We start from the raw sequence: 15,405 nt of genomic DNA, 5'->3' as shown, positions 1-15,405 counted from the left end.
AATTTACAATAAAAAGAGGGGACATTTAGTCCCCTTTGTAATGTAGCCAAAGCATTCATTATTGACGGTAATCCGACAAAAATCTTGCTAATTTTGTAATGGCTTCTTCAAGTTGATTTACATAAGGAAGAGTAACAACACGGAAGTGATCTGGCGAGTGCCAATTAAATCCTTTACCGTGCACAAGTAGCACTTTTTCTTGGCGGAGTAAATCCAGCACCATTTTTTCATCACTGTGAATATTGAATTTTTTCACATCAATTTTCGGGAACATATACATCGCCCCCATTGGTTTCACGCAAGTAATGCCTGGAATTTGAGTGATGAGATCGTAGGCTTTATTGCGTTGCTCAAGTAATCTGCCACCTGGCAAAATAAATTCATTAATACTTTGATAGCCACCAAGTGCGGTTTGAATTGCATGTTGCATTGGTACGTTGGCACATAAACGCATTGATGCCAGCATATCCAAGCCTTCAATATAACCTTTCGCATTATGTTTTGGTCCGTTCAAAATCATCCAGCCTTGACGGAATCCCGCAACTCGATAAGCTTTTGATAAACCATTCAGCGTAACAGTTAATAAATCAGGAGCAAGCGCGGCAATATGATGATGCACTGCGCCATCGTATAAAATTTTGTCGTAGATTTCGTCAGCGAAGATAATCAAATTATTTTGGCGCGCGATTTCTACAATTTCTTGTAATAATTCTTTGCTATACACCGCGCCAGTTGGATTGTTTGGATTGATGATAACAATGGCTTTAGTTTTCGCATTCACTTTCGCTTTAATATCATCAATAGCGGGGAACCAATTTGCTTCTTCATCACAGAGATAATGCACTGCTTTACCGCCGGAAAGTGTTACCGCAGCAGTCCAAAGCGGATAATCAGGCATCGGAACGAGTACGTCATCGCCATCATTGAGTAATGCTTGCATGGCCATTGTAATAAGCTCAGAGACGCCGTTACCAATATACACATCATTGACGGTTGCGCCGTGAATCCCTTTTGATTGATAATATTGAACAATTGCTTTACGAGCAGAATATAAACCTTTTGAATCACAGTAGCCTTGAGCTGACGGTAAATTACGCAATACATCGACCAAGATTTCATCCGGCGCTTCAAAACCGAAAGGTGCAGGGTTGCCGATATTAAGTTTTAAAATTTTATTGCCTTCTTCTTCTAAGCGTAGTGCTTCTTTGTGCACAGGGCCGCGAATGTCATAACATACGTGTTCTAATTTGTCGGATTTTGGGAATAATCGCATAGTGAAATCCTTTTGTTTCTAATAAATTTTTCGAGAAAAGTGCGGTTAATTTACGCTGAATTTTCAATATTGAAAAGATTTTGTAAAAAAATTTTTTGTCATTAACAATCTGCGGTAGAATACGGCTAATTTTTTGTGTATTTAAAACAAAATCTAATGAGTTATTTAGCGCAGGCAATAGGCGAGTTAAAATCGCAAATTCACGCATATTTACAGCAATCAACGAATGAACTTGTCTGTTTTCAGGTGAAACTGGACAAGGTTGATTTGTTGGCTTGGCTGAAAGGTCAATCTGCGTATCCACAATTTTATTTACATTTTCGTGATGAAGCAAAAGTATTAGCTGCTCTTGGTGAAGATCGGTCATTTTCACAGTTAAATTTAGCGCAAGAGTTTATTGAAGAAAGTGGTTTTCCACTGGTAGGTGGTTTGCAATTTCAAGGCACGGCACAATTTGTATTACCCAAAATGCTTGTTGAACAGGATGAGAAAGGTGCATTGGTATCATTTTTTGTGAAAGATGAGCAAAGTGCGAATGATACTTTAGTCCACCTAAAAACTTTTGAAAATATCACCGCACTTTCTGCTTTGCCAAAACAGATTCCTTTGCATACAGAGCCTCGAGCGAATGAAAGAACTTGGTGTGATTGGGTAAATCAGGCTTTGGTAGAAATTAAAAGTGGAGAGCTGACAAAAATTGTTTTAGCTAATGAAACCACTTTTCATTTAAAGCAAGCGATTAATGCGTACGATTTTTTAGCTGAAAGCGAAAAACAAAATCAAGGTTGTTATCATTTTTTGTGGGCTGAAAATCCTTATTCGGTTTTTGTTGGTTCTACGCCAGAACGCCTATTTGCTCGTGAGTATAACTTGTTGCTAACAGAGGCTTTGGCTGGGACGGCATCGGTTTCTGAAAGTGAGGAGGAAACGCAATCTCAAGCCAATTGGTTGTTAAATGACGAGAAAAATTTAAAAGAAAATTGGTTGGTTGTAGAAGATATTTCGCAGAATTTACGTAAGCAAGTAGAAAGTTTTGATGTAAGTAATGTGGAATTGAAAGTGTTACGTAAAGTACAACATTTGATTCGTAAAATTCGTGCAAATTTGACCGCACATTATGCAGATGTAAATATATTAAAAGCGATTCATCCTACAGCAGCGGTATCGGGTTTGCCACAGCAACAAGCCAAAATGATTTTGTCAGAAATTGAAACCTTTGATCGTGGCTGGTATGCGGGAACATTGGGCGTGATGAGCGATGTATGTTCAGAGTTTTGTGTAGCGATTCGTTCTGCCTTTATTGAAGGTCATCGTATTCGTGTATTTGCTGGAGCGGGCATTGTGGCAGGCTCGCAGCCATTGGAAGAATGGAAAGAAATTGAACGTAAAGCAGCAGGATTAATTTCCTTGTTTGCAGAAGAAAAATGATAACGGAGAAAAAAATGTCGGTAAGCGTGTTTAATCGTTGTTGGTCGAAAGTGATTTTAGAAACCTTGGTGCGCCAAGGCGTTTCTCACGTTTGTATCGCGCCAGGTTCGCGTTCGACACCTTTAACTCTTGAAGCCGTACGTTTGCAAAATGCGGGTTCAGCCACTTGTCATACGCATTTTGATGAACGTGGTTTAGGTTTTTTTGCCTTGGGTATTGCCAAGGCAACTCAATCGCCTGTTGCCATTATTGTGACATCAGGTACGGCGACTGCAAACCTTTATCCCGCAATTATTGAAGCACGCCAAACGGGTGTGAATTTATTTGTTTTAACTGCTGATCGTCCACCAGAACTTTGGGAGTGCGGTGCAAATCAGGCTATTTTGCAGCAAAATATGTTTGGTCAGTATCCGGTTGCAAATGTTAATTTACCTAAACCGAACGCGGATTATTCTGCGCAATGGTTGATTTCTTTACTTGAACAGGCTGCCTTTCAACAAAAACAACAAGGTGGTGTTGTTCATATTAATGTGCCATTTGCCGAGCCACTTTATGATGCAACTGATGAGGCTGTAGATTCTCACCCTTGGCTGCTGCCGTTACAACGCTGGTTAATTCAAACTAAGCCTTGGATGAATGTGGAAGCGCTACAGAACGAAGTATTAATGCATGAAAATTGGGACCATTGGCGTACCAAACGTGGTGTCGTTGTGGTTGGTCAATTACCTGCAGAACAAGCGATGGGCATTAATTCTTGGGCAAGTGCTATGGGCTGGGTGTTACTGACGGATATTCAATCTGGTGTTGTTCCAACGACACCTTATGAAGATATTTGGCTCGCAAACCAAACTGTTCGTGAAAAACTTCTGCAAACTGATATTGTGATTCAATTTGGTGCACGCTTTATTAGTAAACGAATTAATCAATTCTTACAGGCGTTTAAAGGTGAATTTTGGTTGGTTGAACAAAGCGGTAAAGCATTAGATCCTTACCATCATTCATTGACAAGATTCAATGCTAAAGCACATCATTGGTTGCGTGCGCATCCTCCTTTACGCCAAAAGCCTTGGTTGCTTGAGCCGTTAGCTTTATCTAAGTTCTGTGCGACCTTTATTGAACAGCAAGTAGGCGGAAATTTAACGGAAGCCTCGCTCGCATTACGTTTACCAACACTTTTACCTTATAACGGTGTTTTATTTTTAGGTAATAGTTTACTTGTTCGTCTTGTTGATGCGCTAACGCAATTACCAGAAAGTTATCCTGTTTATACCAATCGTGGTGCGAGTGGAATTGATGGTTTGTTGGCTACGGCAGCTGGAATTGGTATCGGTTCAAATAAACCTGTTGTTGCGGTGATTGGCGATACGTCCACTTTATATGATCTAAATTCTTTCGCGTTATTCAAAAATGTTACGCAACCAACGGTAATCTTTGTGATCAATAATAATGGTGGCGCGATTTTTGATATGTTACCTGTAGATGAACAAGTCAAAGATCAGTTCTATCGATTACCGCATAATGGCGATTTTTCTCAAATCGCGGCAATGTTCGATCTTAAATATGCTCATCCTTATACTTGGGCTGATCTCAATTCTGTTGTGAAGCAGGCTTATAGTCGTCGCAAGGCAACGTTAATTGAAATTAAAACGAATCCGAGTGATGGTAGTAGTTTGTATAAACGCTTAATCGAGCAAATTAGTCACGCCGTGATTGGTGCTTAAGTATTCTGTAGGCGGGCTTTAGTCCGCCATATTTTATTATTTTCTATCAATAATCCCTTCAATGATAAACATCATTTTTCTTCACGGACTTCTTGGTACAAAAAATGGCTGGCAAAAAGTCATTGAAAATCTACCGCACTTTAATTGTATTGCGCTAGATTTGCCTTTTCACGGGCAAGCTAAAGATATTGAAGTCACAAATTTTGAAGAAACGGCGGAGTATTTGGCTCAGCAAATTAAAAGTGCGGTGAAAAATGAACCGTATTTTCTTGTTGGGTATTCTCTAGGTGGAAGGATTGCTTTGTATTATGCACTGCAAGCTCAGGTAGAAAGATCTAATTTGCAAGGCGTTATTTTAGAAGGGGCGAATCTAGGTTTAAAAACAGACGAAGAAAAGCAGGCCCGTTTTCAGCAGGATTTTGCTTGGGCGCAACGTTTTATGCAAGAATTACCAGAAAATGTATTAAATGATTGGTATCAACAGCCCGTGTTTTCTCATTTGATTGCGGAAGAAAGACAGAAGTTAGTTGAAAAACGAAAATCAAATTGCGGTGAAAATATTGGCAAGATGCTGCTGGCGACAAGTCTATCCAAACAACCTGATTTTAGTGAAAAAGTGCGGTTAAGTTCTTTGCCATTTTTTTATTTTTGTGGCGAACGAGATCATAAGTTTCAAACTATTGCGAAAGAAAATCAAATTGATTTAGTAACTATTCCTGCCGCTGGACATAACTCACATTTAGAAAATTCAAAATATTTCTCTGAAAAAATAGAAAATTGCATATTAAAAATTGCTAGACCTTAGTTAAAATGTTAGGATTCAATCCTTTCTCTTTATAATAAACTACTAAGGAAACACAATGTCTACACAACTTCGTAATAATCCGATGAAAGTGGCGTTAGCCTCGATGGTCGGTACGGCAATCGAATTTTTTGATTATTATATCTATGCGGCTGCCGCTGTATTAGTTTTCAATACGCAATTCTTCCATAGCGATGATCCGCTTTCTAATGATTTACTTTCTCTTTCTACGCTTGCTTTAGCATTCTTTGCACGTCCAATTGGTTCTGCATTATTCGGTCACTTTGGCGATAAAATTGGTCGTAAAAAAACCTTGGTTGCCTCCCTTGTTTTAATGGGCGGTTCAACAGTGGTTATTGGTTTACTTCCTAATTATGCTCAAATCGGTATCTGGGCGCCGATTTTGCTTTGCGTATGCCGTGTTGGTCAAGGAATTGGACTTGGTGGTGAATGGGGCGGTGCAGCTTTAGTTGCAACAGAAAATGCGCCAGAAGGTAAACGTGCATGGTACGGTACTTTCCCTCAATTAGGTGCGCCAATCGGTTTATTTGTAGCAAATGCAACATTCTTCTTAGTCAGCTATTTCCTCGGGCAAGATGCCCTTGTGGAATGGGCATGGCGTATTCCGTTTATATCTTCTGTTTTATTGGTCGCTGTCGGCTTATATGTTCGCTTAACTTTGCACGAAAGCCATGTATTTGTGGAAGCGGAGCAAAAAGGCAAGAAATTGAATGCACCAGTGAGTGTTGTTTTTACTAAACACTTAAAACCAATGATTATTGGCACATTTATCATGGTGGCAACTTATTCTCTGTTTTACATTATGACGGCTTTTGCTCAGGCATATTCTCGAACAGCACCAAAGGTTTCTGAAGCAGGTTATGCGCTTGGCTTAGGCATCCCTGCAAATACATTTACTGGCTTGTTATTAATTAGTGCTATTGTATTTGGTATTTTTATCAGTATTTCTGGTGTTTATGCCGATAAAATTGGTCGCCGTAAATGGTTGATTTGGGTGACGGTAGCTGTTGGCGTGCTCGGTTTAACCATGCCATTCTTCTTAGAAAATGGTACCCCAATGAGCGTATTTGCATTTTTAGTAATTGGTATGGCGATTATGGGGATGACATTTGGTCCAATGGCTGCGCTATTACCAGAATTATTTCCAACGGAAGTGCGTTATTCAGGCGCATCTCTTGCCTATAATTTGGCATCCATTATTGGTGCAACGATTGCGGCGATGATTTCTTTAAAAATTAATGCATCATTTGGTGTGATGGGCGTAGGTATTTATTTAGCAATCAATGCCCTCATGACGCTATTGGCATTATTAGCGTCAAAAGAAACTAAAAATGTAGATTTAACACAAATCTAATCCTAGTTAAGAAAAAAGAGCGGTGAAATTTCACCGCTCTTTTGCCTTTCTTTAGTTTATTTTCAATATTAACTTTCAAATGAATCTTTTAAGCGTTCATCTGCTCGACGAGATTCACTTTTATGTTGAAGTTTATTAAGCTGGCGCTCCAATTTTTCCTCAACTTCATTAATTGCTTTATACATATCATCTGAGGTTGCACTTGCCAATAAATTGCCCAGTGGCGTGCCAATAGATGCTTCTACAGTAAATCCATTCGGTACTTTGTTTAAAACAAAATGGGGGTTAATTAACTGTGTTTGCCATTTACCTAATTTCGCGAGTCTTTCCTCCACGTGTTCACGAATTGCAGGGGTGATTTCCATTTGTTTGCTGGTGATATTAAGTGTCATAGCATTTACCTCTTTGTTGCGTGATTTACAGTTTTGTTTAATTACAAAATAGCTTTCTTAATTCGGGTTTTCAAGGGCTTTAAGAGAAAATGTCAAAGTAATTTTTAAAAATATGATCTATGTCTAATTTCTGAAAAAAGTTGCTTTTCTTTCTAAGATAAGTTGTTAAGATGGGAAATTGTGATAAGAAAAAAAGTGTGGATATTGATTGTATCCACACCTTTTTTCATTTGATTATTCTACGATTTCATCTTGATCGTGATGATTTATTTTCAATCGTTGGAAATAATCTTTTGTTTCTTCAATCACAACTTTTCGCAATCCAATGAGTGCGATGAGATTTGGAAAGGCCATTAAACCATTTACGATATCGGCGATAATCCAGATTAAATTTAAGTGTAAGAATGAGCCTACCCCCACCAACACAATATAAGCTAAACGATATAGTTTTACGCCACGAATACCAACGAGATAAACAAAGCAACGTTCACCGTAGTAACACCAGCCTAAAATAGTTGTGAATGCAAAAAATAATAAACCGACGGTTACAATCGTTGCGCCAATTGATGTCCCTAAACCTTGTGTAAAGGCATAGTTTGTGACTGTAGCACCCGCTAATTCAGGGTTATTCCAAGCTCCTGTTAACACTAATACAATACCTGTCATTGTACAAACGATGATGGTATCCAAGAATGTACCTGTCATGGAAATTAAGCCTTGGCGAACAGGTTCACGAGTTTGTGCCGCTGCGGCTGCAATTGGCGCGCTTCCTAAACCTGATTCATTGGAGAAAATGCCTCGAGCGACGCCTGATTGAATAGCCTTCATTACAGTAAAGCCAATAGCCCCGCCTAGCGCCGCTTGCGGATCAAAAGCACTATAAATAATTAATGAGATCGCATCTGGTACTTTTTCTATATTTAAAAGGATAATAACCAGTGAAGTAGTGACGTATAAAATCGCCATAAACGGCACAATTACCGATGATGCGGTTGCGATACGCTTTACACCACCAAGAATGATTAAGCCGACTAAAAGTGTAACAATAATTGCAGTAACTAAAACTGGAATATTAAAAGTGTCTTGCATTGCATGGGTAATCGCATTGACCTGTGGGAATGTACCGATCCCGAAAAAGGCCACCATTACACCAAATAATGCAAATAATTTTGCTAGCCATTTGATGCCTAGACCGCGTTCAATGTAATACATTGGACCGCCAGCCATAAAGCCATTTTTATCACGAATACGATATTTAACCGCGAGTAAACATTCGGCATATTTTGTTGCCATTCCTAATAAGGCGACCAGCCACATCCAAAAAATAGCGCCAGGCCCCCCTGCTTGTACCGCAGTTGCCACGCCCACAATATTCCCCGTTCCGATTGTTGCTGCTAATGCGGTACAAAGTGCGCCAAAAGATGACACATCACCTTTTCCACCTTTATCTTTTTTAAATAAATAACCCAGCGCACGTGGTAAATAGCGAATTTGAATAAAGCCTAAACGTAAGGTTAAGTAGAGTCCCGTACCCGATAATAGTATGAGTAGCGGAGCGCCCCAAATAAAGCTATCAATAGCTGAAAGAATTGACTCAATTGTCATGTGATTCCTCGTCGTTTAAATCAAAAATAAACACGACAAGAAGACGAAAAGATACAATGGAAAAGAAAGTGCGGTGAAAAGATAGATAATTTCCACACTTACGATAGATTGTCTTTTGCCCCTGTCCTTTTGCCTGAGCGTTTGAAAAACGATTGAAAAATTAACCGCTTTTTTGCGCCTTCGGCGTCCATTTCTAAAATGGATCTCTCCAAGGGTTCGTCCAGTAACAGTCCCTGCCATCGCACCTGAAAGATTTTACATCGTCGGTGTGGGGTCAATTCCCCGCTCTCCAGCTACCTTCATCCGAACTCACTTTTCATTGTGACAATCACAATGAAAGCGTATGGATTCTATCAAAATGGGAAATTAATTTCAAAAAGGAATTTTAAAATAGTCTCTCAGTTGATAGAAATAATGACTTTATTCTATATCCCCACAAAAACGATATCCTTCACCATGCACCGTCATAATGATATTTGGGGTATTAGGATGATCTTCAAAATGTTTTCTAATGCGTCGAATTGTGACATCTACGGTACGATCCTGAGGTTTCAATTCACGTCCTGTCATTTTTTTTAGTAATTCTTCGCGAGTTTGCAATTTTCCTGGATTTTCACAGAAATGTAGCATTGCACGAAATTCACTGCGCGGAAGTTTAAATTCTTGACCTTCTGGCGTAATTAAACTATGGCTATTTAAATCTAATTTCCAACCATTAAAACGATAGAATTCTCGACCAAATGTATTTTCTTTTTCTTGATGTGGCATTGTGCGATGCAATAGATTACGTGCACGGATAGTCAATTCTCGAGGATTAAAAGGCTTGGTTAAATAATCGTCGGCACCGATTTCTAACCCTAGAATTTTATCGACTTCATTATCACGACCAGTTAAGAATATAAGAGGCAAGTTGAGTTCTTCGCGGAGCTCTCTTGCTAATAATAAACCGTTTTTACCAGGTAAATTAATATCCATTACAACCAAATTAATATTGTGGTTTTCTAACATGTGATGCATCTCTGCACCATTTTCTGCTTCAAGCACATCATACCCTTCCGCTTCAAAAATCCCTTTAAGCGTATTTCGGGTAACGATTTCATCTTCAACAACGAGAATTTGTGGAGTAGCCATTTTCCATCCTTATACTTATTTTGATGTATGCTATCATGATTCCATTCTAGCGGTGTAACATTGTTGTAACAATAAAAAAGTGCGGTTATTTTTTATAAGATTTTCCTTTTTATGATCTAAATCATAGTTTTAGATATTCAAATTTCTTTGTGATAGAATTTCGCGCATTTCTACTTTTCCTTTCAATTCTATGAAAAAACTTTTTCTTTTTTTTACACTGATTTTTACCGCACTTGCAGCGAATGCTGGTCTATTTGATAAAAAACAATCTTTCTTGAAAGTAGATGATGCTTTTGCATTCTCTGCCACTTTATCTACGGATAAAAGTCAATTACAGGTTCATTGGGACATTGCTGATGGCTATTATCTATATCAAGATAAGATTAGTGCTGGATTAGTGGGTAAATCGGATGCTCTCACTTTGCATGCTCAACAAGCAGCTGAATTACACCAAGATCCTTATTTTGGTGAAGTGAAGGTGTTTACTCACTCAATTGATGGCGTATTTAGCGGCGCATTTGGCAATGCTGATGATCAGGTTGAAGTCACTTATCAAGGATGTACCGAAGGTTTTTGCTATCCGCCTGAAACTAAAGTATTACGAATTGGGGATTTAGCCGTTTCTCAAGAGAAAATTGTCGAAAAAACAGTTGAAAAAAATACCGCACTTTTATCTGAACAAGATCGTTTAGCTGATGGTTTATTCCATAGTAAATGGGCGATCTTCGGTTTCTTTTTATTGGGATTGGGACTGGCTTTTACACCTTGTGTATTGCCAATGTTACCGTTGCTTTCTGCTATTGTTATTGGTCAGCAACAACGTCCAAATATGATGCGAGCGTTTAGTTTAGCTTTTCTTTATGTTCAAGGCATGGCACTGACTTACACCTTGTTAGGGCTCGCAGTAGCGGCTATCGGTTTGCCGTTTCAAATCGCCTTGCAACATCCTTATGTGATGATCGGGCTTTCTATTTTATTTGTTGTTCTTGCCCTTTCAATGTTTGGCTTATTTACTATTCAATTGCCAAATAGCTTACAAAATAAATTGAATACATGGAGTCAAAAACAAACCTCGGGCGCTTTTGGCGGTTCCTTTGCGATGGGTATGATTGCTGGGCTTGTGGCATCACCTTGCACATCTGCACCACTTTCTGGTGCTTTACTTTATGTGGCGCAAAGTGGTGATTTATTCACTGGAGCAGCGACCCTTTATTTGCTCGCACTTGGTATGGGCGTTCCGCTAATGTTAATCACATTGTTTGGTAATAAAATTTTGCCAAAATCAGGTGAGTGGATGAACACAGTGAAACAAACATTCGGCTTTGTTATGTTAGCATTACCTGTGTTTTTGCTTTCTCGTATTTTGCCTGAAGTATGGGAGCCACGCTTATGGGCTGGATTAGCGACAGCATTCTTTATTTGGTTTGCGTTGCAGATGCCTAAGAGCGGTTTTGGCTATGCCATTAAAATTATTAGTTTTGCGTTGGCTATGGTTTCCGTACAACCTCTGCAAAATTGGATTTGGCAAACTCAGAACACAACACAAAGTGCGGTAGAAAATAAGCCTGTTTCTCAGGTTAAATTTAAGCAAATTAAAAATATTGAAGAACTTGACCGCACTTTAGCGGAAAATCCGCATTCGATCGCGATGTTGGATTTATACGCGGATTGGTGTGTGGCTTGTAAAGAATTTGAAAAGCTGACTTTTTCAGATCCAAAAGTGCAACAGCAATTTCAAAATATCTTATTGTTACAAGTGAATATGACAAAGAATAGCCCTGAAAATAAAGCATTAATGGAACGTTTTAATGTGATGGGATTACCCACAATTTTATTTTTTGATAAGCGAAATAATGAGATTCAAGGAAGTAGAGTAACGGGATTTATGGATGCTGATTCTTTTTCTAATTGGATTGAAAAGCTACTTTAGTTATTTTTTACTTTTGGTAAAAAGTATTTTTCAATTTTAATTATTGTTTAACTATCCATTAAAGATTAATATGGCGCCGTTTTAATTCATCTTTAAACAAAAGGAAAGAAAATGAACAATCTTGAAAAATATCGCCCTTATGTATTAGCGCTATTACGCATCACTGCTGCTTACATGTTTATCTTACATGGCACAGCAAAATTCTGGGAGTTCCCAATTTCTATGACGGGTGGAAATGGCCCGGTCGGTGATTCAATGATGATTGTAGGTGGCATGATTGAAATTGTCGGCTCAATCTTATTAATTTTAGGATTATTTACGCGCCCAGCTGCGTTTATTTTATCTGGCCAAATGGCTTTTGCGTATTTCTTTATGCATGTGGCTGGAAAAGGGAATTTACTATTCCCAATTGCAAATGGCGGTGAGCTTGCGTTACTTTACTCTGTACTCTTCTTATATTTTGTATTTTCTGGCGCGGGTGCTTGTGCTTTAGATAACAAGTTTTTTAAAAAGTAGTTTAGTTGTAGTTTCATAATTTAATCCTTTTATTTGCCCACATTTATGTGGGCTTTTTTATGCTTGAAATTTACCGCACTTTATTCTGATTACATTTTATTTAATCTTTTCTATATTTGCGCAAACGTTTGCGCTATAATTCACTCCGCTTATTTTTAACCATTTAATGAAGGAAAATGTAATGACAGATTGTCAAATTCGTCAGGCTTTACTGAGTGTTTCTGATAAAACCGGTATCGTAGAATTTGCTCAAGGCTTAGTACAGCGTGGTGTAAAACTACTTTCCACAGGCGGTACTGCAAAATTGTTGGAGCAACATGGTTTGCCGGTGACTGAAGTGTCTGATTATACGGGATTCCCTGAAATGATGGACGGTCGTGTGAAAACCTTACATCCAAAAGTACATGGCGGGATTCTTGGTCGTCGTGGTACAGATGATGCCATCATGCAGCAACATGGCATTGAAGGCATTGATATGGTCGTCGTGAATTTATATCCATTTGCAGCCACTGTGGCTAAACCAGATTGCACCTTGGCTGATGCGGTAGAAAATATCGATATCGGTGGACCAACCATGGTGCGTTCTGCAGCGAAAAACCATAAAGATGTGGCGATTGTGGTAAATAATGGTGATTTCAATGCAATTCTTGCAGAGATGGATAAACATCAAAACAGCCTAACGCTTGAAACCCGTTTTGATCTTGCGATTAAAGCATTTGAACATACCGCGCAATATGATTCCATGATTGCTAACTACTTCGGACAAATGGTGAAACCATATCATGTGGCAGAGGAAGAAGATGCGAATGCGAAGTGCGGTCAATTCCCACGGACTTTAAACCTTAACTTCGTGCGTAAACAAACCATGCGTTACGGCGAAAACGCCCATCAAAATGCTGCCTTCTATGTTGATTTGAATGTGAAAGAGGCGAGCGTGGCTACGGCTAATCAACTCCAAGGTAAAGCCTTGTCTTACAATAATATTGCAGACACCGATGCAGCGCTTGAATGCGTGAAAGAATTTGATGAGCCAGCTTGTGTAATCATTAAACATGCCAATCCATGCGGTGTAGCTTTAGGTAAAGATATTTTAGACGCCTATAATCGCGCTTACCAAACCGATCCAACTTCTGCATTTGGCGGCATTATTGCGTTCAACTGTGAATTAGACGAAAAAACCGCGAATGAAATTGTGGAGCGCCAATTCGTTGAAGTGATTATTGCGCCGAAAGTTTCTGCTGAAGCGCAAGAAGTCGTGAAACGTAAGAAAAATGTTCGTTTGCTTGAATGTGGTGAATGGACGTCACGTTCCGAACGTTTAGATTTCAAACGCGTGAACGGTGGCTTGTTAGTACAAGATGCAGATTTAGGCATGGTTGGTTTGGATGATTTAAAAGTAGTAAGTAAACGTCAGCCAACTGAACAAGAATTAAAAGACTTATTATTCTGCTGGAAAGTGGCGAAATTCGTTAAATCCAATGCCATTGTTTACGCCAAAGATAACCAAACCATAGGCATTGGTGCTGGCCAAATGAGCCGTGTGTATTCGGCCAAAATTGCAGGTATCAAAGCTCAGGATGAAGGTTTAACTGTCGCAGGTTGCGTGATGGCATCTGATGCGTTCTTCCCATTCCGTGACGGCATTGATGCAGCGGCGAAAGTAGGTATTCAATGTGTGATCCATCCAGGTGGCTCAATGCGCGATCAAGAAGTCATCGATGCAGCAGATGAACATAATATGGTGATGGTATTGACTGGAATGCGTCATTTTAGACATTAATTTATCTAACCATCCCCCTCTTTCGTAAAGAGGGGGCAGGGGGAGATTTAAACGATGCTAAATATACTATGAGGTTGAAATAACTTCTGCCAAATCTCCCCTACCCCTCTTTGCTAAAGAGGGGATTAAATTCAAAAAGATACAAGGAGCATTATGAACATCCTCATCATCGGAAATGGCGGGCGTGAACACGCCTTGGCTTGGAAAACAGCGCAATCTCCATTAGCAGATAAAGTTTTTGTCGCACCAGGCAATGCGGGTACCGCATTGGAACACAAAGTAGAAAACGTGAATATTTCTGCGACAGATATCCCTGCATTAGTGAAATTTGCTCAAGATAAGCAAATTGGATTAACCATTGTTGGCCCTGAAGTACCCTTGGTGATTGGGGTAGTCGATGCATTTCGTGAAGCCGGACTAAAAATTTTTGGCCCAAGTAAAGCAGCTGCACAATTGGAAGGTTCAAAGGCATTTACCAAAGATTTCCTCGCTCGTCATAAAATTCCAACGGCAGAATATCAAAACTTTACCGAAGTTGAGCCTGCGTTAGCGTACTTGCGTGAGAAAGGCGCGCCAATTGTCGTCAAAGCAGATGGTTTGGCGGCGGGCAAAGGCGTAATTGTTGCAATGACATTGCAGGAAGCGGAAGAGGCTGTGCGTGATATGCTTTCAGGTAATGCCTTTGGCAAAGCGGGTAGCCGAGTGGTGATTGAAGAGTTTCTAGATGGCGAAGAAGCCAGTTTTATCGTCATGGTAGATGGTAAAAACGTCGAACCTATGGCGACTAGTCAAGATCATAAACGCGTGGGCGAAAATGATACAGGCTTAAATACTGGCGGTATGGGCGCGTATTCGCCTGCGCCAGTGGTAACACCTGAAATTCATGATCGCATTATGCGAGAAGTAATTTATCCAACCGTTAATGGCATGGCGGCAGAAGGCAATGTTTACACAGGTTTCCTATACGCAGGATTAATGATTATGCCGAACGGTCAGCCAAAAGTGATTGAATTTAACTGCCGTTTTGGCGATCCAGAAACTCAGCCGATTATGCTACGCCTCGAATCAGATCTGGTAGGATTTTGTCTTAAAGCTTGCGATGGTAAATTGAACGAAGTGAAATCCCAATGGAATCCAAAATCTTCCTTAGGGATTGTTTTGGCGGCTGAAGGCTATCCAGGCGATTATCGCAAGGGCGATGAAATCACTGGTTTGCCTCAAAGTGCGGTCGAAAATGAGAAAGTTTTCTTAGCGGGCGTTGCAGAACAAGAAGGCAAGTTAGTCACGAACGGCGGTCGCGTGCTTTGTGTTACTGCGTTAGGCGAAAGCGTATTTGAAGCGCAACAAAAAGCCTTAAAACTCGCTGAACAAATTCAATGGGCAGGACGTTTTTATCGTCGAGATATTGGCTATCGTGCTGTTGAACGTGAGCAGCAAAAATAACGGCATTAA

At 39.7% G+C, this 15,405-nt stretch carries 12 protein-coding genes and 1 riboswitch; of the genes, 8 read left to right on the top strand and 4 right to left on the bottom strand.

What is annotated here, in order from left to right; all coding sequences use genetic code 11:
• Nucleotides 1-58: 58 nt before the first annotated feature.
• On the bottom strand, nt 59-1,273 hold the full coding sequence (locus AAX18_RS01510) for a pyridoxal phosphate-dependent aminotransferase (protein ID WP_046952726.1): 1,215 nt from the start codon (nt 1,271-1,273) through the stop codon (nt 59-61).
• Between the two features lie 156 nt (nt 1,274-1,429).
• On the opposite strand from AAX18_RS01510, the gene AAX18_RS01505 reads away from it, so the two are divergent.
• The 4 genes from AAX18_RS01505 (at nt 1,430) to AAX18_RS01490 (ending at nt 6,599) form a co-directional block, all read left to right on the top strand.
• On the top strand, nt 1,430-2,701 hold the full coding sequence (locus AAX18_RS01505; RefSeq protein ID WP_046952725.1) for an isochorismate synthase: 1,272 nt from the start codon (nt 1,430-1,432) through the stop codon (nt 2,699-2,701).
• 14 nt (nt 2,702-2,715) lie between these two features.
• Entirely contained in the window at nt 2,716-4,422 is a 1,707-nt protein-coding gene (gene menD / locus AAX18_RS01500) for a 2-succinyl-5-enolpyruvyl-6-hydroxy-3-cyclohexene-1-carboxylic-acid synthase (protein WP_046952724.1), read from the top strand.
• 61 nt (nt 4,423-4,483) lie between these two features.
• Nucleotides 4,484-5,227 (top strand): 2-succinyl-6-hydroxy-2,4-cyclohexadiene-1-carboxylate synthase, encoded by a 744-nt coding sequence (gene menH / locus AAX18_RS01495; protein ID WP_046952723.1) that lies wholly within the window; start codon nt 4,484-4,486, stop codon nt 5,225-5,227.
• A gap of 55 nt (nt 5,228-5,282) precedes the next feature.
• On the top strand, nt 5,283-6,599 hold the full coding sequence (locus AAX18_RS01490; RefSeq protein WP_046952722.1) for an MFS transporter: 1,317 nt from the start codon (nt 5,283-5,285) through the stop codon (nt 6,597-6,599).
• A gap of 68 nt (nt 6,600-6,667) precedes the next feature.
• On the opposite strand, the gene raiA is transcribed toward AAX18_RS01490, so the two are convergent.
• The 3 genes from raiA to arcA form a co-directional block, all read right to left on the bottom strand.
• The gene (gene raiA / locus AAX18_RS01485; RefSeq protein ID WP_009499739.1) at nt 6,668-6,991 is read right to left on the bottom strand and encodes a ribosome-associated translation inhibitor RaiA; all 324 of its coding nucleotides are present in this window, start codon (nt 6,989-6,991) and stop codon (nt 6,668-6,670) included.
• A 234-nt stretch (nt 6,992-7,225) separates the two neighbouring features.
• A complete protein-coding gene (locus AAX18_RS01480; protein WP_046952721.1) occupies nt 7,226-8,596 on the bottom strand; it encodes an alanine/glycine:cation symporter family protein in 1,371 nt (456 codons plus the stop codon).
• Nucleotides 8,597-8,707: 111 nt separating this feature from the next.
• A riboswitch (glycine riboswitch) is annotated at nt 8,708-8,818 on the bottom strand.
• A gap of 198 nt (nt 8,819-9,016) precedes the next feature.
• On the bottom strand, nt 9,017-9,727 hold the full coding sequence (arcA, locus tag AAX18_RS01475) for a two-component system response regulator ArcA (RefSeq protein ID WP_005627543.1): 711 nt from the start codon (nt 9,725-9,727) through the stop codon (nt 9,017-9,019).
• A gap of 190 nt (nt 9,728-9,917) precedes the next feature.
• On the opposite strand from arcA, the gene AAX18_RS01470 reads away from it, so the two are divergent.
• The 4 genes from AAX18_RS01470 (at nt 9,918) to purD (ending at nt 15,396) form a co-directional block, all read left to right on the top strand.
• The gene (locus AAX18_RS01470; RefSeq protein WP_046952720.1) at nt 9,918-11,657 is read left to right on the top strand and encodes a protein-disulfide reductase DsbD; all 1,740 of its coding nucleotides are present in this window, start codon (nt 9,918-9,920) and stop codon (nt 11,655-11,657) included.
• 111 nt (nt 11,658-11,768) lie between these two features.
• Nucleotides 11,769-12,173, top strand: a complete 405-nt coding sequence (locus AAX18_RS01465) for a DoxX family protein (RefSeq protein WP_046952719.1) — start codon at nt 11,769-11,771, stop codon at nt 12,171-12,173.
• Between the two features lie 181 nt (nt 12,174-12,354).
• Nucleotides 12,355-13,953 (top strand): bifunctional phosphoribosylaminoimidazolecarboxamide formyltransferase/IMP cyclohydrolase, encoded by a 1,599-nt coding sequence (purH, locus tag AAX18_RS01460; protein WP_046952718.1) that lies wholly within the window; start codon nt 12,355-12,357, stop codon nt 13,951-13,953.
• Nucleotides 13,954-14,106: 153 nt separating this feature from the next.
• Nucleotides 14,107-15,396 (top strand): phosphoribosylamine--glycine ligase, encoded by a 1,290-nt coding sequence (purD, locus tag AAX18_RS01455; protein WP_046952717.1) that lies wholly within the window; start codon nt 14,107-14,109, stop codon nt 15,394-15,396.
• Nucleotides 15,397-15,405 lie beyond the last annotated feature (9 nt).

Origin of the sequence: Haemophilus haemolyticus (genome assembly GCF_001008205.1) — a bacterium.
GTDB lineage: Bacteria > Pseudomonadota > Gammaproteobacteria > Enterobacterales > Pasteurellaceae > Haemophilus > Haemophilus haemolyticus_Q.
Note: the sequence above shows the minus strand (reverse complement) of the source record. Positions and strands in the feature narration are given on the sequence as shown.

Bases quoted from the DNA above. Each gene is read 5' to 3' on its own strand.
- purH (WP_046952718.1), top strand. From the start codon at position 12,355: ATGACAGATTGTCAAATTCGTCAGGCTTTACTGAGTGTTTCTGATAAA.
- AAX18_RS01480 (WP_046952721.1), bottom strand. From the start codon at position 8,596: ATGACAATTGAGTCAATTCTTTCAGCTATTGATAGCTTTATTTGGGGC.
- purD (WP_046952717.1), top strand. From the start codon at position 14,107: ATGAACATCCTCATCATCGGAAATGGCGGGCGTGAACACGCCTTGGCT.
- AAX18_RS01470 (WP_046952720.1), top strand. From the start codon at position 9,918: ATGAAAAAACTTTTTCTTTTTTTTACACTGATTTTTACCGCACTTGCA.
- AAX18_RS01505 (WP_046952725.1), top strand. From the start codon at position 1,430: ATGAGTTATTTAGCGCAGGCAATAGGCGAGTTAAAATCGCAAATTCAC.
- menH (WP_046952723.1), top strand. From the start codon at position 4,484: ATGATAAACATCATTTTTCTTCACGGACTTCTTGGTACAAAAAATGGC.
- menD (WP_046952724.1), top strand. From the start codon at position 2,716: ATGTCGGTAAGCGTGTTTAATCGTTGTTGGTCGAAAGTGATTTTAGAA.
- raiA (WP_009499739.1), bottom strand. From the start codon at position 6,991: ATGACACTTAATATCACCAGCAAACAAATGGAAATCACCCCTGCAATT.
- AAX18_RS01510 (WP_046952726.1), bottom strand. From the start codon at position 1,273: ATGCGATTATTCCCAAAATCCGACAAATTAGAACACGTATGTTATGAC.
- arcA (WP_005627543.1), bottom strand. From the start codon at position 9,727: ATGGCTACTCCACAAATTCTCGTTGTTGAAGATGAAATCGTTACCCGA.
- AAX18_RS01490 (WP_046952722.1), top strand. From the start codon at position 5,283: ATGTCTACACAACTTCGTAATAATCCGATGAAAGTGGCGTTAGCCTCG.
- AAX18_RS01465 (WP_046952719.1), top strand. From the start codon at position 11,769: ATGAACAATCTTGAAAAATATCGCCCTTATGTATTAGCGCTATTACGC.